Raw genomic sequence first — 24,590 nt, forward strand, 5'->3', positions numbered from 1 at the left:
GTTTCGTGCGGAAAGACCTTGCCGCCTTTGGCGGCATCCGCCCTAAACTACGGCGTCGATCTTGCGATTGTGTTGCACTCCTGTGCAAGCGCGACACACGGGAAAACGCTGGAGCGTCGGACCGAAAGGGGGATACCGGCTTTCGGGGCAACCACGACGCCACGACGAGGGCCGGCCGCTATTCCGCCGCCGCCTGCTGCGGCGTCTCGCCGACGTCGAGGGCGGCGAGGAACTTCTCCGCCTCCAGGGCCGCCATGCAGCCCATGCCGGCGGCGGTGATGGCCTGGCGGTAGACGTCGTCGGTGACGTCGCCGGCGGCATAGACGCCGGGGATCGCCGTCTCCGTCGTGCCGGGCCGCACCGTGATGTAGCCGCCCTGGCGCAGGTCGAGCTGGCCTTCGAACAGGCCGGTGGCGGGCTGGTGACCGATCGCCACGAAGACGCCGTCGGCCTTGCGCTCGACGATCTCGCCGCTGCGCACGTCCTTGAGCCGCAGGTGCGTGACCGAAGGCGGCTTCTGCGTGCCGCAGATCTCCTCCACCGCGTGGTGCCAGAGCACCTCGACGTTGGCGTGCTTGAACAACCGCTCCTGCAGGATGCGCTCGGCCCGGAACTCGCCCCGGCGGTGGACCACGGTGACCTTGGCGGCGATGTTGGCGAGATAGAGGGCCTCCTCGACGGCGGTATTGCCGCCGCCCACCACGGCGACCTCCTTGCCGCGGAAGAAAAAGCCGTCGCAGGTGGCGCAGGCCGAGACGCCGAAGCCCTGGAACGCCGCCTCCGAGGGCAGGCCGAGCCACTTCGCCTGGGCGCCGGTGGCGATGATCAGCGCGTCGCAGGAGTAGGTCTCGCCGGAGTCCGCCTCGAGCCGGAACGGCCGGCTCTTGAGGTCGACCTTGGTGATGTACTCGGCCAGCACCTCGGTGCCGACGTGCTCGGCCTGCTGCCGCATCTGCTCCATCAGCCACGGGCCCTGGATGGCTTGCGCGAAACCCGGATAGTTCTCGACGTCGGTGGTGATCATGAGCTGGCCGCCGGGCTGGAAGCCGGAGATCATCAGCGGCGCGACCATGGCGCGGGCGGCATAGATCGCCGCCGTGTAGCCGGCCGGACCCGAGCCGACGATGACGAGGCGGGCGTGACGGTGGGCCATGGCGAACGACTCCTGGTGGCGATCAGCGGGAGAGAGCGATCCGTGCCTGATGACGCATGTAGGCATCGGCGAGGCGGCGCGCGATCTCCGGTGTCGCGTCGATGGGTGCGTAATGCAACATGTCGAGTTGGCCCGTAAACGGCGCCAGGGCGCCGGCCGCCTGCAATCCCGCAAAGAAGCGGCGATGCCGGACATAGGTCCCGGGGAGTTCGAACAGCAGCACGGCGACGCCGGTGCTCACCGCCTCGCCGACCATGTTGGCGGAATCGGAGGTCACGACCACCGCCTCGGCCAGCGCCAGCATCGGCACGTAGGGGTTCTCGCCGCGACCGTCCCAGAAGAAGGCGGGCCTGTCGTTCGCGAGGACGGCCAGCGCCGCGCGGAGTGCCGGAGGCGTGCGCCGGGAGACCGTGAGCATGAGGGAGGCCCCCGCCTCGCTCATGGCGGACAGCTCCGCCAGCAGGCGGGCGGTGTCCGCCGCGGAAAATCGCAGGTGCCGGCTATCGCCTCCCACCAGGACGGCGACGCGCGGACGGGGGAGGGCGGCAAGGCGCGGGTCGGGCGCGGCGCGGGCGGCCGCCAGGCGCGCCGGCGTCACGCGATGCGGCGGCGTCGGCGTAGTCAGGACGTTCGGACCGCGCAGGTCGTCGTAATCCGGCACCCAGATGAAGTCGGCGCTCTCCGGTCCGGTGCGGGGGTCCTTGAGAAAGGCGGTGAAGGTGCGGCCGGCGCTCGCCCGGCGGATGGCCCGCAGGTAGGGCACCGCCTGCCGGCCGGAGGCGAGGAGAAGGTCGGGGAGGGGACCGGCCAGCGCGCCGCCGGACCGGCCGGGGGCATGGCGGGGGTCGACGGGCCCCCACGGAGCCAGCCACGAGAACGGCGCGCGGCCCGGGATACGACGGACGTCGGCCCGGAGGCCGAGGGTCTCGACGAGGCCGAGGCACTGGGTCTCGTCGCCGGCCTTGCCGTCGGTGATCACCCAGGACCGGGCGCGGGCGATGTCCGGCGGCGGGGCCGCGGAACCGGCCTTCACCCGTCGGGCAACGCGCGGCGCAGCCATTGCGCGTAATGCTCGGCGATGGCCGTAACCCGGCGACGTTCGGATTCGGGATCGTACCAGGCGCCGCCCGAACTCGCCGGCAGGGCGGACAGCTGGGGATGCCGGGCGATGACCTCGCCGCGACGGCCCAGGAGCAGGGCCTCGCCGTCGAGGTAGTCGGTCTGGCCGCCGCCGCCGAAGCGGCGTCCCTCGGAACCGACGTAGGCGGTCAGCGACAGGCTGCGGACCACCACGACGAGGGCAGGCCCCTGGCCGCCGAGGCGGTCGGAAAAGCTCCTGCGCAACGCCGCCAGGAGATCCGCCTGCAGGGCCTCCGCCTCGGCGCCGCCGCCCTTCGCCAGGAAGGGGCGGACGTCGACGCGGATCGCCGAGACCCGGCCGCCTGCGAGGGCGGCGAGGCCCTCGGCACGGAGGCCGATCCCGCCAGCCAGCAGGACGGCGAGCGTCAGGGCGATCCGCGGCACGCCGATCCGGCCAAGGCGTGCGAAGGCCTCAGCCACCATACTGGACGGCGACGACTTCGTAGGACTTGCCGCCGCCGGGCGTCGTCACCTCGACGGTGTCGCCCACGCCCTTGCCGATCAGGGCGCGGGCGATCGGCGAGGTGATCGAGACCAGCCCCGAGCGCACGTCCGCCTCCGGCTCGCCGACGAGCTGATAGGTCTTCTCTTCCTCGGTATCCTCGTCGACGAGCTTCACGGTGGCGCCGAACTTGATCTTGGTGCCCGAGAGCTTGGTGACGTCGATGACCTCGGCGCGGGAGATCATGCTCTCCAATTCGAGGACGCGGCCCTCGTTGTGGGACTGCGCCTCCTTGGCGGCGTGATACTCGGCGTTCTCCGAGAGATCCCCCAGGGCGCGGGCCTCCGAGATGGCCTGGATGATGCGCTGGCGCTCCACCTGCTGGCGATGCTTGAGCTCGGCCTCCAGGGCCGCGAAGCCCCGCACCGTCATCGGAACCTTGTCTATCGTCATCGTCTCGCGCCACAATGAATAGGCCCGGTCGGGAACGCTGCCGCTCCCTCCGGGCCAAATGAAACATGTCCCGTTCGCCGCCCCTGGAAGGGCGAGGCTAGGACGGCCTGCGCGCACTATTTCAAGCCGCGAAGTATTCCTGCAAGGCGCGGACCTGAAGATCGCCTTCGAGATAGGCCTCGATGCCCTCGGCCGCCGCCATGGCTCCGGCTAGAGTGGTGTAGTACGGCACTTTATGCAAGAGGGCCGCCCGGCGCAGGGACCGGGAGTCCGACAGGGCGCCGGCGCCCTCGGTGGTGTTGAGGACGAGCTGGATGTCGCCGTTCTTGATCGAGTCGACCACGTGCGGCCGGCCCTCCAGCACCTTGTTGATGCGGTCACAGGGCACGCCGTTCTCCACCAGGTAGCGCTGGGTACCGCTCGTGGCCACGATCTCGAAGCCGAGCCCGGACAGGAGCTTGATCGCCGGCAGGATGCGCACCTTGTCGGCATCGCGCACCGACACGAACACCCGTCCGCTCCGGGGCACGTTCGTGCCCGAACCGAGCTGGCTCTTGGCGAAGGCGACGCCGAAGCCGGCATCGAGGCCGATGACCTCGCCGGTGGAGCGCATCTCGGGGCCGAGCAGCACGTCGACGCCGGGGAAACGCGCGAAGGGGAACACCGCCTCCTTGACCGCGATGTGGTCGAGCACCTTCGGCTTGAGCGCGAAGCTCGCCAGGCTCTCGCCGGCCATCACCCGGGCGGCGATCTTGGCGATGGGCTCGCCGATCACCTTGGCGACGAACGGCACGGTGCGCGAGGCGCGCGGGTTGACCTCGAGCACGTAGATCGCGCCGTCCTTGATCGCGTATTGCACGTTCATCAGGCCGCCGACCCGCAGGGCCAGCGCCATCGCCTTGGTCTGGCGCTCCAGCTCGGCGATGGTCTCGGGCGAGAGCGACCGCGACGGCAGGGAGCAGGCGGAATCGCCCGAGTGGATGCCCGCCTCCTCGATGTGCTCCATGATGCCGGCGATGAACACGTCGGTGCCGTCGCAGATGGCGTCGACGTCGATCTCGGTGGCGTCCGACAGGTAGCGGTCGAACAGCAGCGGGTTCTTGCCCAGCACCGTGTTGATCTGTCCGGTCTTGTCGTTGGGATAGCGCGACTTGACGTCGGACGGGATCAGGCTCGGCAGGGTGTCGAGGAGGTAGTCGGCGAACTGGGCCTCGTCGCGGATGATCGCCATGGCGCGCCCGCCGAGGACGTAGCTCGGGCGCACCACGAAGGGCAGGCCGAGGTCGGCCGCCACCAGCCGGCTCTGCTCGACGGAATAGGCGATGCCGTTCTTGGGTTGCTTCATCCCGAGCTTGTCGAGCAGGCGCTTGAACTGGTCGCGATCCTCGGCGAGGTCGATGGCGTCCGGCGAGGTACCCAGGATCGGGACCCCGGCGGCTTCCAGGGCGCGCGCGAGCTTGAGCGGGGTCTGGCCGCCGAACTGCACGATGACCCCGTGCAGCGTGCCGGCCTGGCGCTCGGTCGCGATGATCTCGAGGACGTCCTCCTCGGTCAGCGGCTCGAAGTACAGCCGGTCGGAGGTGTCGTAGTCGGTGGAGACGGTCTCGGGGTTGCAGTTGACCATGATGGTCTCGTAGCCGGCCTCCGTCAGCGCGAAGCAGGCATGGCAGCAGCAGTAGTCGAACTCGATGCCCTGGCCGATCCGGTTGGGGCCGCCGCCGAGGATGATGACCTTCTTCGCGTCGGTGGGGCGCGCCTCGTCGGCGACGGCGCCGGCGAAGGGGGCGACATAGGTCGAGTACATGTAGGCGGTGGGCGCCTTGAACTCGGCCGCGCAGGTGTCGATGCGCTTGAAGACGGGACGGACGTCCAGGGCGCGGCGCTGGCGGCGGACCTCGTCCTCGTCGGTCCTGGCGAGCACCGCGAGGCGGGCGTCGGAGAAGCCGGCCGCCTTGAGCTGGCGCAGGGCGCCCGGCGTCGTCGGGATGCCGTGCGCCCGCACCCGGTTCTCGAGATCGATGATGCCCTGGAGCTGTTCGAGGAACCACGGATCGATCTTGCAGGAGGCGTAGACCTCCTCCTGGCTGACGCCGAGGCGCAGGGCCTGGGCGACCTTGAGCAGCCGGTCGGGCGTCGGCGTGCCGAGGGCGGCCTTGATGGCGTTGTGGTCGTCGCCCTTGCCCAGCCCCTCGATCTCGATGTCGTCGAGGCCGGTGAGGCCCGTCTCCAGGGAGCGCAGGGCCTTCTGCAGGGATTCGGCGAAGCAGCGGCCGATGGCCATGGCCTCGCCCACCGACTTCATGGCGGTGGTGAGCGTCGGCTCGGCGCCGGGGAATTTCTCGAAGGCGAAGCGGGGGATCTTCGTCACCACGTAATCGATCGTGGGCTCGAAGGAAGCCGGGGTCGCGCCGCCGGTGATGTCGTTGGCGATCTCGTCCAGCGTGTAGCCGACCGCGAGCTTGGCCGCGACCTTGGCGATGGGAAAGCCTGTGGCCTTGGACGCCAGCGCCGACGAGCGCGAGACGCGCGGGTTCATCTCGATGACGATCATCCGGCCGGTGGCCGGGTCGATGGCGAACTGCACGTTGGAGCCGCCGGTCTCGACGCCGATCTCGCGCAGGACAGCGAGGGATGCGTCGCGCATCACCTGGTATTCCTTGTCGGTCAGCGTCAGGGCCGGCGCGACGGTGATGGAATCGCCGGTGTGGACGCCCATCGGGTCGATGTTCTCGATGGAGCAGACGATGATGCAGTTGTCGTTCCTGTCGCGGACGACCTCCATCTCGTATTCCTTCCAGCCGAGGACCGATTCCTCGATCAGGACCTCGTTGGTGGGCGAGGCGTCGATGCCGCGCTCGACGATGTCGAGGAATTCCTCCCGGTTGTAGGCGATGCCGCCGCCGGTGCCGCCCATGGTGAAGGACGGCCGGATGATGGCCGGCAGGCCGACTTCGGCCAGCGCGATCAGCGCCTGGCCGATGGCGTGTTCGCCGTAGCGCTTGCGCCGTTCGGATTCGGTGGACCGCCATTTCTTCTCGAAGGCGCTAAGGGCACCCGCGCGCTCGTCCTCGGGGGTGGTCGCCTCGATCCTGGCGATCTCGCCGAGGTAGCGCTCGCGGTCGGCCTTCTTGGCGGCGGAGGCGTTGGCGAGCGCCGACTTCGGCGTCTCCAGCCCGATCTTCGTCATGGCGTCGCGGAAGAGGTGGCGGTCCTCGGCCTTGTCGATGGCCTCGGCGGTGGCACCGATCATCTGGACGTCGTATTTCTCGAGGGTGCCCATCTTCTTGAGCGAGAGCGCGCAATTGAGTGCGGTCTGGCCGCCCATGGTCGGCAGCAGCGCGAAGCCCCCGGGGAGCACGTTGCGCTCCTTCTCGATGATCTTGGCGACGATCTCCGGCGTGATCGGCTCGACGTAGGTGGCGTCGGCCATGTCCGGGTCGGTCATGATCGTGGCCGGGTTCGAATTGACCAGGACGATCCGGTAGCCCTCTTCGCGCAGGGCCTTGCAGGCCTGGGTGCCGGAGTAGTCGAACTCGCAGGCCTGCCCGATCACGATGGGCCCGGCGCCGATGATCAGGATCGTGGAGAGGTCGGTGCGCTTCGGCATCGGACGCCTTGGATGCGGGCGCGCGCACCCGACCTCGCCGGGCGCCGATACGCGGCACGGGCAAAGGGGCGCTGGCGGCCGGGATTGTCGTTGGAATTTGGCCTTACACGGCGGACGCGCGGTTTGGAAGGGCGCGCGACCCGGGAAGGGGCGGGAGTGCCGTCCGGGCGATGGCGCCCGCTGCGATCCGATCCCGGTCTTTGCGGGGGCGGCTGCGCGCGGTCGGCCGTCAGAGGCCGAGGTAGAGGGCGGAGACGGCCCGGTCGATGGACAGGTAGAACACGCCGAAGGCGACGAGGGCGGCGGCCGCGAACTCCACGGCGACGTTCGGCAGCGCCTGCGACCGGCGCATGATCTCGCGCCCGAAGTGGAAGCTGACCCAGGCGACGGTGAGGACCACCGGCATCGCGAACAGGAACGACCAGGTGCTCTCGATCCGGTCGAGGCCCGCCGTCGGATCGATCAGGGCGCGGATGTTGCGGACCCACGGTGCGTAGCAGGCCGAATACAGCGACGTCATCCAGGAGAGGCCGACCGCGACCCCGAAATGGAACGTGAAGATCCCATGCAGGCGCGAGAAGTCGTCGCGCACGTCATCCACCGTCATCGTCAACCCCTGAGCGGCACCGTCCGAGCGTGGTGTGGGAGCTTTCGTCCGACACCGTTATCGCTTCATTAACGGGCCGCCCAATGGCGGGAAAAACGGGATTTTTTGTGACTCGCCGCGCTCACGGGGAGGAGGGCGAGACGGTTTCCGGCTTGCCCGCCCGCATCAGCGCCACGAACCGCTCGAACAGGTAGTGGCTGTCGCGCGGGCCGGGCGAGGCCTCGGGGTGGTGCTGCACCGAGAAGGCGGGCCGATCGGTGAGGGTGAGGCCGCAGTTCGAGCCGTCGAACAGGGAGACGTGGGTCTCCACCGCGGTGGCCGGCAGGCTCGCGGGATCGACCGCGAAGCCGTGGTTCATCGAGACGATCTCGACCTTGCCGGTGGTCTTGTCCTTCACCGGGTGGTTCGCGCCGTGGTGGCCCTGCGCCATCTTCACGGTGCGACCGCCGAGCGCCAGGCCCATGAGCTGGTGCCCGAGGCAGATGCCGAAGGTCGGCACCCTCTCGTCGAGGAGCGCGCGGATCACCGGCACCGCGTAGTGCCCGGTCGCGGCCGGGTCGCCCGGTCCGTTGGACAGGAACACGCCGTCCGGCTTCATCGCCATGATCGCTTCGGCGGAGGTGGTGGCCGGGACCACGGTGACGTCGCAGCCGGCCTCGGCGAGCAGGCGCAGGATGTTGCGCTTCACGCCGTAGTCGATGGCCACGACCTTCAGGCCCTGCCCGGCGGCGCGGCTGCCGTAGCCGACCTTCACGTCCCAAGCGGTCTGCGACCAGTCGCTCGCCTGCGTGCTGGTGACCGGCGGCACGAGGTCGAGGCCCTCCATCGGGGCGAGGGCGGCGGCACGGGCCTTGAGCGCATCGCGGTCGAACGACCCGTCCGGGTCGTTGGCGATCACGGCGTTGATCATGCCGTTGTCGCGGATCAGCGCGGTCAGGGCCCGGGTGTCGACGCCGGTGATGCCGACGATGCCGCGGGCCTTCAGCCAGGCGTCGAGATGGCGCGACGAACGCCAGTTCGACGGGTTGGTCACCGCCGAGGCCACCACGGTGCCGCGCACCCCGGAGGCCGGGGCATCGGCCAGGCTCTCGAGGTCCTCGTCGTTGGTGCCGGTGTTGCCGATGTGCGGGAAGGTGAAGGTGACGATCTGCCCGGAATAGGACGGGTCGGTCAGGATCTCCTGGTAGCCCGTCATGGCGGTGTTGAAGCAGACCTCGCCATCGGCGATCCCGGTCTGGCCGATGCCGAAGCCCTCGATCACCATCCCGTCGGCGAGGACGAGGAGGGCGGTGGGCACCGGCTCGGCCCAGGGAGCGGGTGCGCGGGCGGTGGCGCCGTCGTCTTGCAGCATCGGCTCGATCTCGCTTATGTCCGGCCATTCCCGGCGCCGTCGAAGACGGCGCGTGCGGGTGGCATCGTCGTGCCGTGCTCATACCGAGCGGGCGTCGACGGGGTCAATGTGGCCCCGGCCGCCGCCCGGCTCAACCGCCCCGATTCGCACACCACCCCCGATGTCGACGCCCGACAGGAGACGACCATGCTGCGTGCCCGCCTGACCACCGAGATGAAGGAGGCCATGAAGGCCGGCGACAAGGCCAAGCTCGCCACCGTGCGGATGATCCAGGCCGCCCTCAAGGACAAGGACATCGAGGCGCGCGGGCTCGGCAAGGAGCCGGCCTCGGAGGAGGAGATCCTGGCGCTGCTCCAGAAGATGATCAAGCAGCGCAACGAATCGGCCGGCGTCTACGACCAGGGCGGCCGCCCCGAGCTCGCCGAGGCCGAGCGCGCCGAGGCCGCGATCATCGCCGCCTACCTGCCCCAGCAGATGGACGAGGCCGAGACCAGGGCCGCCATCGACGCGGCCATCGCCGAGACCGGTGCCGCCGGCCCCAAGGACATGGGCAAGGTCATCGCCGCCCTGAAGGGCCAGTTCGCCGGCCGGATGGATTTCGGGCGGGCGAGCGGGCTGGTGAAGGAGGCGTTGAACGCCAAGGGGTGAGGATCGTCCTCATGCCGCCGGGCCGGGCTCGCTTTCCTTCGCACGCATGTAGCTGCGCAACACGGCGTTGATCCGGCTCTGGTAGCCGGCTCCGCCGCGTTTGAAAAAATCGAGCACGTCCTCGTCCAGCCGGATCGAGATCGGAGCCTTGCGCTGCGGGATCACCAGCTGCGCCCGCGACCAGTCGATGTCGAGGGGCGCCGCGTCGGGATCGGACGCGACCGCAGCCGCGATATCCTCGTCCGACAAGGCCTCCAACCGTGCCAGGTCGGTCAGGCCCACGGGGCGCTCGTCAAGCGGACCGACCCGCGTGATAGATGTCTCGCTCATTTCGCCTTGCCCTTCTCGCAGAGATGATTCGCCTCACACCGCCGCGATCCGTCCAGACCACGGCGATGACGCCCGATCCGGGTGCGCCAAGCCCAAGCACCCCAAGGGTGACATTCCTATTCTCGTCTCCACGCATCGAGGGAAATGTCAAATGCGGGCGGCTGAATACAGAGATCACGTCTCTAAAATCGATACCGTGCTTTATGAGGTTACCGTTTCGTTTTTCTTCATTCCATTCGTAGGAAATATCTTCCATCTAAGAATTTCCCGATGCCGTTCGATCGATGATGAAGTCAATATATCATGGAAAAACTCGCAATTGTTTCATAAAAATAGAGTTTGATTACGCGATCAATCGACACCAAACTGTATGATGCTCGATCTCTCACAAGGCCGAGACAATCAATACAAACGTATATACACCGGTCGAGTTCGGAGAGCAAGACGTCCGACGGGGTCGCGCCGACCCGCGATCGTGGACCGATCTGGAGGGCCAGCTTACGACTTGGGAACGGTCCATGCGATAAGGGTTGGGTCGGTGGACGCCCACCGTCGACCATCTCGAAGGCCCATGCGCTACCCGCCCCACATCCTCGAAGAGATCCGAGCGCGGTTGCCCGCCTCCGACGTGGTCGGGCGGCGGGTGCGGCTGAAGAAGGCCGGGCGCGAGTGGCGCGGGCTGTCGCCGTTCAACGCGGAAAAGTCGCCGTCCTTCTACGTCAACGACCAGAAGCAGTTCTACCATTGCTTCTCGTCGGGCAAGCACGGCGACGTGTTCACCTTCCTGATGGAGACGGAAGGGCTGAGCTTCCCCGAAGCGGTGGAGCGGCTGGCCTCGGAGGCCGGCGTCGCACTGCCCAGCCCCAGCGCCGACACCCGGGCGATGGAGACCAAGCGCAAGGGCGCCTTCGAGGTGATGGAACTCGCCGCCGCCTTCTTCGAGGAGCAGCTGCGCGGGCGCCCCGGCGCCTCGGCCCGCGCCTACCTCGACGGCCGCGGCCTCACGCCCGAGATCCGCGCCCGCTTCCGGCTCGGCTACGCCACCGGCGACCGCTACGGCCTGCGCGACCACCTCGCGGCCAAGGACGTCGAGAAGGAGCTGATGGCCGAACTCGGGCTGCTGGTCTCGGGCGACGACATCGCCGTCCCCTTCGACAAGTTCCGCGACCGCATCATCTTCCCGATCACCGACAGCCGCGGCCGGGTCATCGCCTTCGGCGGCCGGGCGATGCAGGCGGAGGCCAAGGCCAAGTACCTGAACTCGCCGGAGACGCCGCTCTTCCACAAGGGGCAGGTGCTCTACAACCTGCACGGCGCCCGCAAGAGCGCCCACGACCGCGGCACCATCGTCGCCGTGGAGGGCTATGTCGACGTCATCGCCATGACCATGGCCGGCCACGCCAACGCCGTGGCCCCGATGGGGACGGCCCTGACCGAGGAGCAGCTCGCCCTGCTCTGGCGCCATGCCGACGAGCCGATCCTGTGCTTCGACGGCGATGCCGCCGGCCAGCGCGCCGCGCTCAGGGCGATCGAGACCGCCCTGCCGTCCCTGGAGCCGGGCAAGTCGCTGCGGTTCGCGCTCCTTCCCGAGGGCCAGGACCCCGACGACCTGTTGCGGTCGGGCGGCCCGTCCGCGATCGACACGGTGCTCGCCGGCGCCCGCCCCCTCGTCGAGGTGCTGTGGTCGCGCGCCCTCGAAGCAGGCCCCGTCGACACGCCCGAGCGCCGGGCGGGCCTCGCCAAGGCGGTGCGGGCGATGGTGGCCGGCATCCGCGACGAGACCGTGCGGCGGTTCTATCGCGACGAGATCGAGGATCGCCTGCGCAGTCTCTCGCCGCAGGGCGGCCCGGCCCGGCGCCGCGACGACGGGCGAGCGCCGTATCAGCCGCGCGGCGGCCCGCGGCGCGGGCGCATGGACGAGCCCGCGCCCTCGCCGCGGATCACCACCACCTTCAACCCGCTCTTTGCCGGGGCCACCGGCGCCTCGGGCCATGCCGCCTTCCGCGACCGCGAGGCCATGATCGTGGCGAGCCTGCTCGTCCACCCGGAACTGCTCGGCATCGAGGCCGAGGACCTCTCCGCACTGGTCCTCGACGATCCGGACGCCCAGGCCCTGCGCTCGCTCCTGCTCGACGCCCATGCCGAGGCGCACCAACCGGAGGTGGAGGTTCTGGCCAACCGCATCGAGCGGGCGGGTTTGCAGGCCGCCGTGACCCGGCTATCCTCCCACGTCAGGCCCGGAGACCGCTGGGCCCTCGATCCGCACGCGGATTCCGTGCGGCTCGAAGACGCATTGCGTCAGGCCGTGATCTTGCACTGCAAGTCAGGCGCGCTAAATAGCGAACTCCGCCAAGCCGAGCGGGCCCTGGCCGAAGACCCGACCGAGGCCAATTTTGCTTGGCTATGCGACGTGAAGGACCGTCTGGCGGTGATCGCCGGGGCCGAGGCGGAAGCGGATGTGCCGGAGGAGGGCGATCCGCCCAGGCTTTGAGCCTTCGGCGAACGCCGTGGCGGCCGCCCGATCGCGGGCCATAGTTAACAATCGGTCAAGCGTCTTGCTTGCATACCGGGATCTGACATCGACGCGGTCGCATCCGAGCCTCCGCAGACCAATATGAAAGTGCGGCATCGACCGCGTGGGGCGTTCTCGCTCCCGCTCGACGTACGTGCGGCAACAATAGGCTGATCATGGCAACCAAGGCAACGGAACGGGACGAGACGGATGCTGCCCCCGAGCAACAGACCGACGGACCGCTCCTCGACCTGACGGATGCCTCCGTCAAGCGGATGGTGAAGCTCGCCAAGAAGCGCGGCTACATCACCTATGAGGAGATCAACGAGGTCTTGCCCGACGGGCAATCTGACCCCGACCAGATCGAGGATGTCCTGTCCCAGCTCTCCGAGATGGGCATCAACGTCGTCGAGGCCGAGGAGACCGAGGACGCCACGACCGAGAAGCCCGCCAACGGCGAGGCTTCCGACGACGAGGAGGCCGCCGAGGGGACCGAGGTCGCCGAGATCGCGCCGGCCAAGGCCGTGGCCCTGCGCGAGACCACCACCAAGGAGCCCACCGACCGCACGGACGATCCCGTGCGCATGTACCTGCGCGAGATGGGCTCGGTGGAGCTGCTCTCCCGCGAGGGCGAAATCGCCATCGCCAAGCGGATCGAGGCCGGTCGCGAGGCGATGATCGCGGGCCTGTGCGAAAGCCCGCTGACGTTCCAGGCGATCATCATCTGGCGCGACGAACTCGTCGACGGCCGGGTGCTCCTGCGCGACATCATCGACCTCGAGGCCACCTACGCCGGGCCGGACGCCAAGAACGCGCCGCAGATCGCCGAGGGTGAAGAGGGCGAGGAAGCCGAGGCCGAGGCGCCGATCCCCGCCGAGGGCAGCGACGACGACGACGACATGGAGAACAACGTCTCGCTCGCGGCGATGGAAGCCGAGATCAAGCCGCGCGTGCTCGAGACGTTCGACAACATCGCCAACAACTACAAGAAGCTGCGCAAGCTCCAGAACGAGCACGGCGAGATCAAGGCCGGCGGCGGCACCCAGACGGCGGCTCAGGGCAAGAAGCAGTCCGAGCTCAAGGACACCGTCGTCGCCGACGTGAAGTCCCTGTCCCTCAATGCCAACCGCATCGAGGCCCTGGTCGAGCAGCTCTACGACATCAACAAGCGCCTCATCAGCCATGAGGGCCGCCTGATGCGCTACGCCGAGACCCACGGCGTCGCCCGCGACGAGTTCCTGCGCCACTACCAGGGCTGGGAGCTCGACCCGAACTGGATGGAGCGGGTCGGCAAACTCGGCGGCAAGGGCTGGAAGAACCTCGTCGAGAAGGGCGCTAAGCAGGTCGGCGACCTACGCGAGCAGATCCTGACCCTGGCCTCCGAGACCGGCCTCGAGATCGGCGAGTACCGCAAGATCGTCAACATGGTCCAGAAGGGCGAGCGCGAAGCCCGCCAGGCCAAGAAGGAGATGATCGAGGCGAACCTGCGCCTCGTGATCTCCATCGCCAAGAAGTACACCAACCGCGGCCTGCAGTTCCTGGACCTGATCCAGGAGGGCAACATCGGCCTGATGAAGGCGGTCGACAAGTTCGAGTACCGCCGCGGCTACAAGTTCTCGACCTACGCCACCTGGTGGATCCGGCAGGCCATCACCCGCTCGATCGCGGACCAGGCCAGGACGATCCGCATCCCGGTGCACATGATCGAGACGATCAACAAGATCGTCCGGACCTCGCGCCAGATGCTGCACGAGATCGGCCGCGAGCCGACCCCGGAGGAATTGGCCGAGAAGCTGGCCATGCCCCTGGAGAAGGTCCGCAAGGTTCTCAAGATCGCCAAGGAGCCGATCTCCCTGGAGACGCCCATCGGCGACGAGGAAGACTCGCATCTCGGCGACTTCATCGAGGACAAGAACGTCGTCCTGCCCATCGACGCGGCGATCCAGTCGAACCTGCGCGAGACCACGACCCGCGTGCTCGCCTCGCTCACGCCCCGCGAGGAGCGGGTGCTGCGGATGCGCTTCGGCATCGGCATGAACACCGACCACACCCTCGAAGAGGTCGGCCAGCAGTTCTCCGTGACCCGCGAGCGCATCCGGCAGATCGAGGCGAAGGCGTTGCGCAAGCTCAAGCACCCGAGCCGTAGCCGGAAGCTGCGCAGCTTCCTCGACAACTGAGGCCGATTGGACAGGGCGGCCCTTCGCTCCGCCCCGATGGGGCGGGCGGAGGGTTGTCAGGACGGGAATCGCCGGCCGCCGCGAGGGATAGCGGCCGTTGCCATGGCCGGTCGTTGTCGTTGCCAGAATGCGCCGGAGCGGGCCCCAAGCCTCGACGCCCATCCCTGTAGACGACAGAAGTTGCCCTCAACTCCAGACTTCCGTCTGTCGGGACATGCGAGCGGGCGGAGAAGGCTCTGTCGCACGCTTCCGACTGAGATGTGGACTATACGGACTGGAGGGGGGCGCCCCCTCCGTCCGCCAGTCACCACCAGGAGCGCGGACGGCTCGGTGCCGGCGTCCACAGGCCGGGCTCGCCGAAGTCGTTGGACGGTCGCTCGGCGGTGGCGGCCCGGGCCGAGCGGCGCGGGACGGAGGCGGGAGCCGGGTCGGCGACCGGCCGCGCCACCTGAGTAGGAGCCACCTGGGCCGGGCGCCGGCGCGGCTCGGGCGAGAGCTTGACCATCGCCGGCCCGGCGCCGCCGAGGCCGAGGGCGGCCTTCATGCGGGCATCGTGGCCGTAGAGGTCGGGCAGGGTGCGATAGGCGCCGCCGTCGTCGACGTAGGCGGTGAAATACGCCAGGTGGACCGGCAGCTTCTGCGTCAGCCGAATCGTGCGCTCGCCCTTGCCGATCAGGCCCTTCAGCCGCGAACTCGACCATTCCTCCGGCAGTACGGAATCGGCGAACCGGAAGGGATCGTCGACCCGCACGCAGCCGTGGCTCAACGCCCGCTGCGAGGCGGCGAACAGGGAGCGGTTGGGCGTGTCGTGCAGGTAGACGGCATGGTTGTTGGGGAACATGAACTTGATGAAGCCCAGCGCGTTGCGCTCGCCCGGTGGCTGGCGCACCGACACGGTCTTGCCGCTGTAGACGACCTGATAGCCGCGCCGGGCGGCGTAGTTGGGGTCGCGGGCGAGCCCGGGCAGGAACTCGTTCTTGAGGATCGAGGGCGGCACGTGCCAGGACGGATTGACCACCGCATATTCCATCGCGCCCGAGAAGATCGGGGTCGGCGACTCGGTCTTGCCGACGATCACCCGCGCCTCGTCGCGCTGGCGCCCGTCGCGCACCACGCGCAAGCGGAACTCGGGGATGTTGACCATGACGTAGTCGGGACCGAGGTCCGACGGCAGCCAGCGCCAGCGCTCCATGTTGACGATGAGCGCGGCCTCGTCGGCGGTTCCGGTGGGGGCCACCCCCTCGGACGACGCCAGGGCGGCCACCGTCTGGGCGGTGAGGTGCCCGTTGGCCGGGAGGCCGCGGCGCTTCTGGAACGCGCCGACGGCGGCGACTACGGCCTGGTCGTAAGCGTCGGGCTCGCCCGGAGCGGCATCGAGGGTTCCGGCGGTCCGGGTCTCCAGGTCGAAATGCGTGCGGATGGCCGGCACCCGCGGATCGCGCATGCCGAGCTTGAGCACCGGCCCCGCCGGCAGCCGCAGCGTCCCGGAGACGGGCGGCTGGCTGTGGCCGCGGCCCGCGGCGAGGCGGGCCTTGAGGGCACGGTATCCCGGCTGGTCGGGATTGAACCGCTGCAGCAGCGCCCCGGCCTCGGTGCCGGCGGTGGCGAGGCGCCCCAGCACAGCGTCGGGCGCGGGCAGGTCGAGGGTCGGCGTGATGAGGCGGGACAGGTTGGCCAGGGAGATGCGGCCGCCGCGGGCGTCGCGGGCGTAGAGGACGACGGCCGAGGACAGCTTCAGGTCGGCCTGGGCCACCTCGGCCTCGGTGAGCTTGGCGGTGCCGAGCACCGGGGCCGGATAGGCGAGGGGGTCGAGGCCGTCCTCGCCGGCCTGCGCCAGGCGCCCCATGACCGCCTTGGCCGCCGCCGAGAAGGCGCCGTCGACGATCCAGGCCGGCTTGAAGGCGCCGAGCGCATAGAACGCCTGGATCGCCTCGCGCTCCTTGGTGGTCAGGCGTGCGAGGAGCGGCGCCGGATCGGCGAGGCGGGCGGCGACAGCGGCGGCGAGGGGATCCGAGGGCGGCGGCGGAACGGCCGTCACCTGGGCGGGCGCGTCGGGCGCCGGCGGCGAGGCGGACGCCGCGCCATCGGCCGGGAGGGGGAGGGACGGGCGCAGCGGCTCCGTCGAGGGCTCGGCGGGCGCTGTGCCCTGCGAAACCCCGACCGGCTGAGGATCGGTCGATTGGGTCCCGGTGATCTGGGCTTGGGTGACCTGGGCTTGGGCGACCTGGGCGTGGGCGACCGGGGCGAGCACCGCCTGACCGATGCAGGCGCTCAGGGCAGCGGCCAGAACCACGGCGGCGGGACGCGAAGCGCCGGTGACGGATGCGCCCATGACCAAAGCTCCTCGGAATCCGGCCAGCCGGCCCGTTCCAGGTTAGAGACCATCATATCAATCTCGGCCGTGCGCAACCACACGTTAAACGCACGACCGCGGCACGGCAGCGGCAGGCCCTCGCGGGTCCGACCATCGCGGGAGTCCTCAGGCCGCGGCCTCGTCGGGCTTGTCCTCGGCGTCGAGGCCGAGGTCCTTGAGCTTGCGATACAGCGTCGAGCGCCCGATGCCGAGCCGCCTCGACACCTCCGACATGCGACCGCGATAGAATTGCAACGCGAAACGGATGGTCTCGCTCTCGACGACGTCCATCGTCTTCATCTCGCCGGTCTCCTCGACCACCAGCGAGAGGGCGTGGGGATCGCGTACCTCCACCCGGACGATCTCGCGGACGGGGTCGGGCATGCCGGGCTGCACCATCGGCTGGCTGGGTGCGGCCGGGATGCGCACGTCGAACCCTGCCACCTGCGCCGCGATCTGCGGGAATTCGGCCACCGTCAGTTCGTCGCTGTCGGCGAGCACCACCGCACGGAACAGGGCGTTCTCGAGCTGACGGACGTTGCCGGGCCAGCCGTACCGGGTCAGGAGCGCCATCGCCTCGGGGGTCACCGCCCGCACCCGCTTGCCTTCCTCGGCGGCGAAGCGCGCGCAGAACGAGCGCACGAGATCCGGGATGTCCTCGCGCCGGGCCCGCAGGGGCGGCAGGGTCATCGGGAAGACGTTGAGGCGGTAGTAGAGGTCTTCGCGAAAGCGCCCCTGCTTGACGAGGTCGAGGAGGGAGCGGTTCGTCGCCGAGATCAGGCGGATGTCGACCCGCACGCTGCGCTTGGCGCCGACCGGATCGACCTCGCCCTCCTGCAGGGCGCGCAGGAGCTTGACCTGGGCGTCGAGGGGAAGCTCGCCGATCTCGTCGAGGAACAGCGTGCCGCCCGAGGCCTCCACGAACTTGCCGGTGTGGCGCTCGGTGGCGCCGGTGAAGGCCCCCTTCTCGTGGCCGAACAGGGTCGATTCCACGAGGTTGTCGGGGATGGCGCCGCAGTTGACGGTGACGAAGGCCTTGCCGCGCCGGTCGCCCGAGCCCTGGATCGCGCGCGCCAGCACCTCCTTGCCGACGCCGGATTCGCCCTCGATCAGCACCGGGATGTTGGACTTGGCGGACCGCTCGGCCAGCCGCATGACCCGATCCATGTCGGGGCTCTTGGAGGCGAGGTCCTTGAAGGTCAGCGAGCCGGAGGCCCGCCGGCGCATGCGCCGCACCTCCTCTTCGAGCTGATCGACCTTCAGCGCGTTCTTGATCGAGACCTGGAGGCGCTCGGCGCCCGCCGGCTTGACGACGAAGTCGATGGCACCGGCGCGCATCGCCGTGACCACGGCATCGATGGAGCCGTTGGCGGTCTGGACGATGACCGGGGTGTCGATTCCGGACTTGCGCAGCTCGGCCATGACGCCGAGGCCGTCGAGGCCGCCGGGCATCACGAGGTCGAGCAGCACCACGTCGATGGGCTCGCCGGTCTTCAGCATCTCGATGGCCTGCTCGCCGCCCTCGGCGACCCTGGCCTCGAAACCGAGGCGGCGCACCATCGCCTCGGCGAGGCGCCGCTGCACCGGGTCGTCGTCGACGATGAGGACGGTTGTCGACATGCGGTGAAGCCCCGGGTCCGCTCGGGCGCAGCGGTGAGCGCGAGGAGGAACCTCCGCGTGACACCGGCCGGCCGCTGTTTCGTTTCGAAGCGTACCGTGGCGCAAGACCGTAAAGCTGGCCTTAACGACGAATGACGGTCGTGCCCGCCCCTCGCCGTCCCTCGCCGATGCCTGCGACCGGTTGCCCCTGGCGATTGGGGCTGCCCGATCGGTTGATCGCGGACCGCCGGCGTTCGATATGATCGCGCGCGGCGCTCGATCGCCGGAACGACGTCGCGGCGCCCGGGTGCCGCCAGGGAAAAGTAGGTCAGCATGTCGAGCCGATCCGTCGCCAACGCCACGCCGCCGGCCCCGGTGCGGCAATCCGAGGGAGCGCACGCCGCGCGGGCGGCCGCCCTGGCGGTGGACCTGGGCGCCCTGCCGGAATGGGACCTGTCCGATCTCTACGCGGGCATCGAGTCGGACGATTTCCGGGCCGACCTCGCCAGGGCCGAGGCGCGGTGCAAGGCCTTTTTGGAGCGCTATGCGGGCAAGATCGCGGTCCTGGCGGGCACTCCGGATGCCTCGGTTCTGCTGGGCGAGGCGGTGGCCGAATACGAGGGGGTCGAGGATCTGCTCGGCCGCCTGATGTCGTTCGCCGGCCTCGTCTATTCCGGCGACACCACCGACGAGCGCCGGGAAAAGTTCTACGGCGACACCCAGGAGCGCCTGACCAAGGCCGCCGGCGACCTCCTGTTCTTCACCCTCGAACTGAACCGGGTCGAGGACGCGGTGATGGATGGAGCGATGGCGGCGGGGCCGCTCGCGCATTACCGCCCGTGGGTCGAGGACCTCCGCCGCGAAAAGCCGTTCCAGCTCGACGACCGCCTCGAAAAGCTGTTCCTCGAGAAATCCGTCACCGGCCGGGCCGCCTGGAACCGGCTGTTCGACGGCACCATCGCCTCCCTGCGGTTCACGGTGCAGGGCGAGCAGCTCACCCTCGAACCGACGCTCAACAAGCTCCAGGATTCGGACGGCTCCGTCCGCAAGGCCGCCGCCGGGGCCCTGAGCGAGGTGTTCCGGGCGAACCTGCGCACCTTCACGCTGATCACCAACACCCTGGCCAAGGACAAGGAGATCGCCGATCGCTGGCGCGGGTTCTCGGACGTCGCCGACGCGCGCCACCTCGCCAACCGCGTCGAGCCGGAGGTGGTGGCGGCCATGGTCGAGGCGGTGCAGGCCGCCTATCCGCGCCTGTCGCACCGCTACTATCGCCTGAAGGCCAAGTGGTTCGGCGTCGATGCGCTCCCCTACTGGGACCGCAACGCGCCGCTGCCGCGGGTCGAGCAGCGCACCATTCCCTGGGCGGAGGCCCGCGACACGGTGCTCGACGCCTACGGCGCGTTCTCGCCGCGCATGGCCGACATCGCCAGGACGTTCTTCGACCGGCGCTGGATCGACGCGCCGACCCGGCCGGGCAAGGCGCCGGGCGCTTTCGCCCATCCCACCGTGCCTTCGGCGCATCCCTATGTGCTGGTGAACTACCAGGGCAAGCCGCGCGACGTGATGACGTTGGCGCACGAGCTCGGCCACGGCGTCCACCAGGTGCTGGCCTCGCCCAACGGCGCCCTGATGGCGCCGACGCCCCTGACGCTGGCCGAGACCGCGAGCGTGTTCGGCGAGATGCTGACCTTCCGTCGCCTGCTCTCGGGCATCACCGCACCGGCGCAACGCCGCGCGATGCTGGCGGCCAAGGTCGAGGACATGATCAACACGGTGGTGCGCCAGATCGCGTTCTACGCCTTCGAGCGCAAGGTCCACCTTGCTCGGAGCCAGGGCGAGCTCACCGCGGAAGCCATCAACGCCCTGTGGATGTCGGTGCAGGCGGAGAGCCTCGGACCGGCCATCGCCCTCGACGCGGGCTACGAGCCGTTCTGGGCCTACATCCCGCACTTCATCCACTCGCCGTTCTACGTCTACGCCTACGCCTTCGGCGACTGCCTCGTGAACTCGCTCTACGGCGTCTACGCCAGTGCCGAGGGCGGTTTCGTGGACCGGTATTTCAGCCTGCTCTCGGCGGGCGGCTCGAAGCCCTATGGCGAATTGCTGGCTCCCTTCGGCCTCGACGCCCGCGATCCGGCCTTCTGGCAGATCGGCCTGGGGATGATCGAGGGGATGATCGCGGAGCTGGAGGCGATCGAAGACTAGCCTTCTGTCAACGTTGCACACCGCAACGTTGACAGAAGGAAAGCGGCGGTTTATGCACGCGCCTTCCTGAGGGAGGACGCTTATGAATCCCAGTCACGCTGCCTTCTTCGATCGCCCTGAGGCTCTCGCCTTGAAGAGAGCCCTGACCCGCCCGGAGTTACTCGCTCAATACGAGCTTCTGAGCCGCCTCGAGATTCCTGCCGTTCAGGCTGCAATCTGGGACATCGAACCCATCATCGAGCAATTCGATGCTGGGACCAGGCAGCATGCGATCCAATCGTCCGGCGCGTTGATCGGCGATCTGCTGACCGAGCGAGGGTTCCGCATCGCGCGCGATGCGCGGGGAGAAAAACGCCGTGGCCGGGTGCGCAAAGCACGGTTCGTAAAATCCGGCACGATCTGGGAACTGCCTGGCGAGCATGGCAGCGAGCATCGCGACAAGGTTTCGGCGATCATGGACGACATCATGAGCCGGTACAGCACGACGCTCGCCGAACTGGCGAAATGATGGGCGGCGCTACGTCCGAGGAACCGGAATGGCTGACCATCGAGGACATCGTGGACGCTCATTCGCGGCAACTCCGCATCTTCGGTGGTGCGCCTGGGATTCGAGACCCCGGCGCACTTGAATCCGCTCTTGGCCGACCGATCAACAGATGGCGATACGAGAACGCCGAACTCGCCGAGTTGGCAGCTGCCTACGGCTTTGGCATCGTCCGCAACCATCCGTTCATGGATGGAAACAAGCGTGCCGGTTTCATGGCTATGCTCGGCTTCCTGATCCTGAACGAAGTCGACTTCGCGCCCGATCCGGTCGAAGCGACGGCGATCGTCCTGGCCCTGGCCGCCGGCGACGTCGACGAAACCGGCCTCACGCGCTGGATCAGGGATAACTGGCCGGCAGCCTGAGCCGCCGCGACCCGCCGCCTCAGCGCCCTGACATCGGCGGGCGGACGGCTTATGTGCGAAGCGTCATTCCTCAGAGCGGACACCCGTCGATGGCCGACCACGACAGCGAAGCCAATCGCTTCTCCGCCCGCGCCAGCCGCTATGCCCGCGTCGGCGCCAATGTCGGCGGCGTCGCCGCGCGCATGGCAGGGGCCAAGCTGTTCGGTGCGAAGGGCGGCGAGACGCCGAGCAACGCCGCCGCCCTGGCCCAGGCCCTGGGGGGGCTCAAGGGGCCGATCATGAAGGTGGCGCAGCTGCTGGCCACCGTGCCCGACCTCCTGCCCCCCGAATACGCCGCCGAATTGCAGAAGCTGCAGGCCGATGCGCCGCCCATGGGCGCGGCCTTCGTCAAGCGCCGGATGATGGCCGAGCTCGGCCCCGACTGGCAGAAGCGGTTCGCCAGCTTCGACCTCAAGCCCGCCGCGGCGGCCTCCCTGGGCCAGGTCCACAAGGCGGTCGGCCTCGACGGCACGCCCTTCGCTTGCAAGCTCCAGTATCCCGACATGCAGTCGGCGGTGGAGGCCGACCTCAAGCAGCTGGAGGTCGCCTTCGCCCTGCATCGCCGCCTGAGTTCGTGGCTCGACACCCGCGAGATCGCCAAAGAAATCGGTGCCCGGGTGCGCGAGGAGCTCGACTACGAGCGCGAGGCCAAGCATGCGGTCCTCTACGGCAACGTGCTGCGCGACATCGAGGTGGTGCGGGTGCCCGCCATCCACCACGACCTCTCCACCAAGCGGCTTCTCACCCTCGGTTGGCTGGAGGGCGAGAAGATCCTCAACTTCGCCGATGGGCCGATCGAGACGCGCAATCACCTCGCCCAGTCGATGTTCAAGGCGTGGTGGCATCCCTTCAGCCGGGCCGCCGTCATCCACGGCGACCCGCATCTGGGCAATTACACCGTCTTCTCCGAGGACGGACGGCCCGGCGGCATCAACCTGCTCGACTACGGTTGCGTACGGATCTTCCACCCCCGCTTCGTCGGCGGCGTGGTCGACCTCTATCGCGGCCTCCTCACCGACGACCATTCCCGCATCGTCCACGCCTACGAGACCTGGGGATTCAAGAACCTCAACCGCGAACTCATCGACATCCTCAACATCTGGGCCCGTTTCATCTACGGCCCGCTCCTGGAAGACCGGACGCGCACGGTAGCCGATGGCGTCAAGCCCGGCGAATACGGCCGCCGCCAGGCCTTCGCCGTGCACCAGGCGCTCAAGGAGCGAGGCCCGGTCACGGTCCCGCAGGAATTCGTCTTCATGGACCGGGCCGCCGTCGGCCTCGGCGCGGTCTTCCTGCACCTGCGCTCGGAACTGAACTACCACAGGCTGTTCGAGGCTGAGATCGACCGCTTCAGCCTCGACGAGCTGGCGGTCCGCCAGAGCGAGGCCCTGGCCGTCGCCGGCCTGCCCGACCCGCTCTGAGACCCGCCCCGCTCACTGCGAATCCCCACAAAAACCGCGGCCTGGTATTCCAAGCCGTCCGCAACTCGATTGCGGGCCGCCTAGGCTTGCGCTAAATCCCCTTGGAACCAATCAAGACGACGCCACGGGGACGACCATCAGATGGCCGATACGAAGACCACGTCCGGTTTCACCTACAGCCCGGCGATGGACGACAAAACGCACGAACAGACCTATCGTGGCTTCGTCCGCTTCGTGGAAATCGGCACCGGCGTCGTACTCTGCTGGGTCCTCGCCCTGGCCGTCGGCGGCATCCGTGAAGCCTGGCTGATGGCCATCTTCGGCGTCTTCCTGTCGGGCGCGGCCGGTGCTTTGGGCGCCCTGTCCCCGGCGGTCGGCTGGAAGGGACCCCTCGCGGTCGGCATCCTGCTCGCCCTGTATCTCGCCTTCGCCTGACGCCGCCGCTACCCGGCCACGATCACGGTCTTCATCCCGAGGGAATCGTTGAATGCGCGTCGCTGTCCTGTGTGAGACGGATCCCGCGGAGCCGCGGGTCGCGGCGGTCCCCGAAACGGTGAAGAAATTCACGGCCCTCGGCGCTACCGTCGTGGTCCAGTCGGGGGCCGGCACCAAAGCCGGCGTTCCCGACGGCGACTACGAGGCGGCCGGCGCCAGCATCGCCGGTTCGGCCGAAGACGCCGCCCGCGACGCCGACCTCGTCCTGAAGGTGCGCCGCCCCGCCACCGACGAGCTGGCGCTCTACAAGAGCGGCACCACCGTCGTGGCGATCATGGACCCCTACGGCAACGAGGACGCCCTCAAGGCGATGGCCGAGGCCGGTCTGTCCACCTTCGCGATGGAGCTGATGCCCCGCATCACCCGCGCCCAGGTGATGGACGTCCTGTCGAGCCAGGCCAACCTCGCCGGCTACCGCGCCGTGGTCGACGGCGCCTCGGAATACGGCCGCGCGATGCCGATGATGATGACGGCCGCCGGCACCGTGCCCGCCGCCCGTGTCTTCGTGATGGGCGTCGGCGTCGCCGGCCTGCAGGCCATCGCCACCGCCCGCCGCATGGGTGCCGTCGTCACCGCCACCGACGTGCGTCCGGCCACCAAGGAGCAGGTCGAGTCGCTGGGCGCCAAGTTCGTCGCCGTCGAGGACGACGAGTTCAAGCAGGCCGAGACGTCGGGCGGCTACGCCAAGGAGATGTCGGCCGACTACCAGAAGAAGCAGGCCGACCTCGTGGCGACCCACATCGCCAAGCAGGACATCGTCATCACCACCGCACTCATCCCGGGTCGGCCCGCCCCCAAACTCGTCTCCGAGGCGATGGTCGCCTCGATGAAGCCGGGCTCGGTCCTGATCGATCTCGCGGTGGAGCGCGGCGGCAACGTCGAGGGCGCCAAGGCGGGCGAGATCGTGGTGACGGGCAACGGCGCCAAGATCGTCGGTCACCTCAACGTGCCCGGCCGGCTCGCGGCCACCGCTTCGAGCCTCTACGCGCGCAACCTCTACGCCTTCGTCGAGACGCTGGTGGACAAGGAAGCCAAGACCCTGGCCGTCAAGTGGGACGATGAACTCGTCAAGGCCACGAACCTGACCCGCGACGGCCAGGTGGTCCACGCCGCCTTCCAGCCCAAAGCCTGATCCCGTCGGAGGAC

20 protein-coding genes are annotated in these 24,590 nt (G+C 68.9%); 9 read left to right on the forward strand and 11 right to left on the reverse strand.

What is annotated here, in order from left to right:
- Positions 1-178: 178 nt before the first annotated feature.
- From trxB to carA, 7 genes are all read right to left on the reverse strand, one after another.
- Positions 179-1,153 (reverse strand): thioredoxin-disulfide reductase, encoded by a 975-nt coding sequence (gene trxB, locus ASG40_RS07915; RefSeq protein WP_055883275.1) that lies wholly within the window; start codon positions 1,151-1,153, stop codon positions 179-181.
- A gap of 22 nt (positions 1,154-1,175) precedes the next feature.
- Complete coding sequence (locus ASG40_RS07920) at positions 1,176-2,213, reverse strand: mitochondrial fission ELM1 family protein (RefSeq protein ID WP_055883276.1); 1,038 nt, start codon at positions 2,211-2,213, stop codon at positions 1,176-1,178.
- Positions 2,183-2,716 carry a hypothetical protein gene (locus ASG40_RS07925; protein ID WP_443136597.1) on the reverse strand — a complete coding sequence of 178 codons (534 nt, stop codon included), beginning with the start codon at positions 2,714-2,716 and terminating at the stop codon, positions 2,183-2,185. The genes ASG40_RS07920 and ASG40_RS07925 overlap by 31 nt, the downstream gene beginning before the upstream one ends.
- Positions 2,706-3,182, reverse strand: a complete 477-nt coding sequence (gene greA, locus ASG40_RS07930; protein ID WP_200938171.1) for a transcription elongation factor GreA — start codon at positions 3,180-3,182, stop codon at positions 2,706-2,708. The genes ASG40_RS07925 and greA overlap by 11 nt, the downstream gene beginning before the upstream one ends.
- A gap of 127 nt (positions 3,183-3,309) precedes the next feature.
- On the reverse strand, positions 3,310-6,795 hold the full coding sequence (carB, locus tag ASG40_RS07935) for a carbamoyl-phosphate synthase large subunit (RefSeq protein ID WP_055883280.1): 3,486 nt from the start codon (positions 6,793-6,795) through the stop codon (positions 3,310-3,312).
- A 229-nt stretch (positions 6,796-7,024) separates the two neighbouring features.
- Complete coding sequence (locus ASG40_RS07940) at positions 7,025-7,402, reverse strand: hypothetical protein (RefSeq protein ID WP_055883285.1); 378 nt, start codon at positions 7,400-7,402, stop codon at positions 7,025-7,027.
- Positions 7,403-7,523: 121 nt separating this feature from the next.
- Positions 7,524-8,753 carry a glutamine-hydrolyzing carbamoyl-phosphate synthase small subunit gene (carA, locus tag ASG40_RS07945; protein WP_055883287.1) on the reverse strand — a complete coding sequence of 410 codons (1,230 nt, stop codon included), beginning with the start codon at positions 8,751-8,753 and terminating at the stop codon, positions 7,524-7,526.
- Between the two features lie 186 nt (positions 8,754-8,939).
- Between carA and ASG40_RS07950 the strand changes: the two genes are divergently transcribed.
- Positions 8,940-9,401 carry a GatB/YqeY domain-containing protein gene (locus tag ASG40_RS07950; protein ID WP_055883326.1) on the forward strand — a complete coding sequence of 154 codons (462 nt, stop codon included), beginning with the start codon at positions 8,940-8,942 and terminating at the stop codon, positions 9,399-9,401.
- A gap of 9 nt (positions 9,402-9,410) precedes the next feature.
- Here the strand turns inward: ASG40_RS07950 and ASG40_RS07955 are convergent, their stop codons facing one another.
- Both ASG40_RS07955 and ASG40_RS20410 read right to left on the reverse strand, forming a co-directional pair.
- Positions 9,411-9,683: a BrnA antitoxin family protein gene (locus ASG40_RS07955; protein ID WP_244472285.1), complete on the reverse strand. Its 273-nt coding sequence runs from the start codon at positions 9,681-9,683 to the stop codon at positions 9,411-9,413.
- Positions 9,684-9,693: 10 nt separating this feature from the next.
- Positions 9,694-9,987 (reverse strand): BrnT family toxin, encoded by a 294-nt coding sequence (locus ASG40_RS20410; protein WP_200944218.1) that lies wholly within the window; start codon positions 9,985-9,987, stop codon positions 9,694-9,696.
- 315 nt (positions 9,988-10,302) lie between these two features.
- Between ASG40_RS20410 and dnaG the strand changes: the two genes are divergently transcribed.
- Both dnaG and rpoD read left to right on the forward strand, forming a co-directional pair.
- Positions 10,303-12,222 (forward strand): DNA primase, encoded by a 1,920-nt coding sequence (gene dnaG, locus ASG40_RS07960; protein ID WP_055883291.1) that lies wholly within the window; start codon positions 10,303-10,305, stop codon positions 12,220-12,222.
- 197 nt (positions 12,223-12,419) lie between these two features.
- Positions 12,420-14,420 carry an RNA polymerase sigma factor RpoD gene (gene rpoD / locus ASG40_RS07965; protein ID WP_055883293.1) on the forward strand — a complete coding sequence of 667 codons (2,001 nt, stop codon included), beginning with the start codon at positions 12,420-12,422 and terminating at the stop codon, positions 14,418-14,420.
- Between the two features lie 304 nt (positions 14,421-14,724).
- On the opposite strand, the gene ASG40_RS07970 is transcribed toward rpoD, so the two are convergent.
- Both ASG40_RS07970 and ASG40_RS07975 read right to left on the reverse strand, forming a co-directional pair.
- The gene (locus tag ASG40_RS07970) at positions 14,725-16,752 is read right to left on the reverse strand and encodes a L,D-transpeptidase family protein (RefSeq protein ID WP_055883296.1); all 2,028 of its coding nucleotides are present in this window, start codon (positions 16,750-16,752) and stop codon (positions 14,725-14,727) included.
- A gap of 147 nt (positions 16,753-16,899) precedes the next feature.
- Positions 16,900-18,393, reverse strand: a complete 1,494-nt coding sequence (locus ASG40_RS07975) for a sigma-54-dependent transcriptional regulator (RefSeq protein ID WP_055883298.1) — start codon at positions 18,391-18,393, stop codon at positions 16,900-16,902.
- 312 nt (positions 18,394-18,705) lie between these two features.
- Here ASG40_RS07975 and ASG40_RS07980 point away from each other — a divergent pair, with 312 nt between their 5' ends.
- The 6 genes from ASG40_RS07980 (at position 18,706) to ASG40_RS08005 (ending at position 24,576) form a co-directional block, all read left to right on the forward strand.
- The gene (locus tag ASG40_RS07980; protein WP_055883300.1) at positions 18,706-20,580 is read left to right on the forward strand and encodes a M3 family oligoendopeptidase; all 1,875 of its coding nucleotides are present in this window, start codon (positions 18,706-18,708) and stop codon (positions 20,578-20,580) included.
- Positions 20,581-20,662: 82 nt separating this feature from the next.
- Positions 20,663-21,088 (forward strand): hypothetical protein, encoded by a 426-nt coding sequence (locus ASG40_RS07985; RefSeq protein WP_055883303.1) that lies wholly within the window; start codon positions 20,663-20,665, stop codon positions 21,086-21,088.
- Complete coding sequence (locus tag ASG40_RS07990) at positions 21,085-21,489, forward strand: type II toxin-antitoxin system death-on-curing family toxin (RefSeq protein WP_244480565.1); 405 nt, start codon at positions 21,085-21,087, stop codon at positions 21,487-21,489. The genes ASG40_RS07985 and ASG40_RS07990 overlap by 4 nt, the downstream gene beginning before the upstream one ends.
- An 89-nt stretch (positions 21,490-21,578) precedes the next feature.
- On the forward strand, positions 21,579-22,949 hold the full coding sequence (locus tag ASG40_RS07995; RefSeq protein WP_055883307.1) for an ABC1 kinase family protein: 1,371 nt from the start codon (positions 21,579-21,581) through the stop codon (positions 22,947-22,949).
- A 141-nt stretch (positions 22,950-23,090) separates the two neighbouring features.
- On the forward strand, positions 23,091-23,384 hold the full coding sequence (locus ASG40_RS08000; RefSeq protein WP_055883309.1) for an aa3-type cytochrome c oxidase subunit IV: 294 nt from the start codon (positions 23,091-23,093) through the stop codon (positions 23,382-23,384).
- A 52-nt stretch (positions 23,385-23,436) separates the two neighbouring features.
- Positions 23,437-24,576 carry a Re/Si-specific NAD(P)(+) transhydrogenase subunit alpha gene (locus tag ASG40_RS08005; protein WP_055883310.1) on the forward strand — a complete coding sequence of 380 codons (1,140 nt, stop codon included), beginning with the start codon at positions 23,437-23,439 and terminating at the stop codon, positions 24,574-24,576.
- Positions 24,577-24,590 lie beyond the last annotated feature (14 nt).

The organism is Methylobacterium sp. Leaf399 (assembly GCF_001424525.1).
GTDB lineage: Bacteria > Pseudomonadota > Alphaproteobacteria > Rhizobiales > Beijerinckiaceae > Methylobacterium.

Coding starts and splice junctions, on each gene's coding strand:
- trxB (WP_055883275.1), bottom strand. CDS start 1,153: ATGGCCCACCGTCACGCCCGCCTCGTCATCGTCGGCTCGGGTCCGGCC.
- ASG40_RS07920 (WP_055883276.1), bottom strand. CDS start 2,213: ATGGCTGCGCCGCGCGTTGCCCGACGGGTGAAGGCCGGTTCCGCGGCC.
- ASG40_RS07925 (WP_443136597.1), bottom strand. CDS start 2,716: ATGGTGGCTGAGGCCTTCGCACGCCTTGGCCGGATCGGCGTGCCGCGG.
- carB (WP_055883280.1), bottom strand. CDS start 6,795: ATGCCGAAGCGCACCGACCTCTCCACGATCCTGATCATCGGCGCCGGG.
- ASG40_RS07940 (WP_055883285.1), bottom strand. CDS start 7,402: ATGACGGTGGATGACGTGCGCGACGACTTCTCGCGCCTGCATGGGATC.
- carA (WP_055883287.1), bottom strand. CDS start 8,753: ATGCTGCAAGACGACGGCGCCACCGCCCGCGCACCCGCTCCCTGGGCC.
- ASG40_RS07950 (WP_055883326.1), top strand. CDS start 8,940: ATGCTGCGTGCCCGCCTGACCACCGAGATGAAGGAGGCCATGAAGGCC.
- ASG40_RS20410 (WP_200944218.1), bottom strand. CDS start 9,987: ATGGAAGATATTTCCTACGAATGGAATGAAGAAAAACGAAACGGTAAC.
- dnaG (WP_055883291.1), top strand. CDS start 10,303: ATGCGCTACCCGCCCCACATCCTCGAAGAGATCCGAGCGCGGTTGCCC.
- rpoD (WP_055883293.1), top strand. CDS start 12,420: ATGGCAACCAAGGCAACGGAACGGGACGAGACGGATGCTGCCCCCGAG.
- ASG40_RS07970 (WP_055883296.1), bottom strand. CDS start 16,752: ATGGGCGCATCCGTCACCGGCGCTTCGCGTCCCGCCGCCGTGGTTCTG.
- ASG40_RS07975 (WP_055883298.1), bottom strand. CDS start 18,393: ATGTCGACAACCGTCCTCATCGTCGACGACGACCCGGTGCAGCGGCGC.
- ASG40_RS07980 (WP_055883300.1), top strand. CDS start 18,706: ATGTCGAGCCGATCCGTCGCCAACGCCACGCCGCCGGCCCCGGTGCGG.
- ASG40_RS07985 (WP_055883303.1), top strand. CDS start 20,663: ATGAATCCCAGTCACGCTGCCTTCTTCGATCGCCCTGAGGCTCTCGCC.
- ASG40_RS07990 (WP_244480565.1), top strand. CDS start 21,085: ATGATGGGCGGCGCTACGTCCGAGGAACCGGAATGGCTGACCATCGAG.
- ASG40_RS07995 (WP_055883307.1), top strand. CDS start 21,579: ATGGCCGACCACGACAGCGAAGCCAATCGCTTCTCCGCCCGCGCCAGC.
- ASG40_RS08000 (WP_055883309.1), top strand. CDS start 23,091: ATGGCCGATACGAAGACCACGTCCGGTTTCACCTACAGCCCGGCGATG.
- ASG40_RS08005 (WP_055883310.1), top strand. CDS start 23,437: ATGCGCGTCGCTGTCCTGTGTGAGACGGATCCCGCGGAGCCGCGGGTC.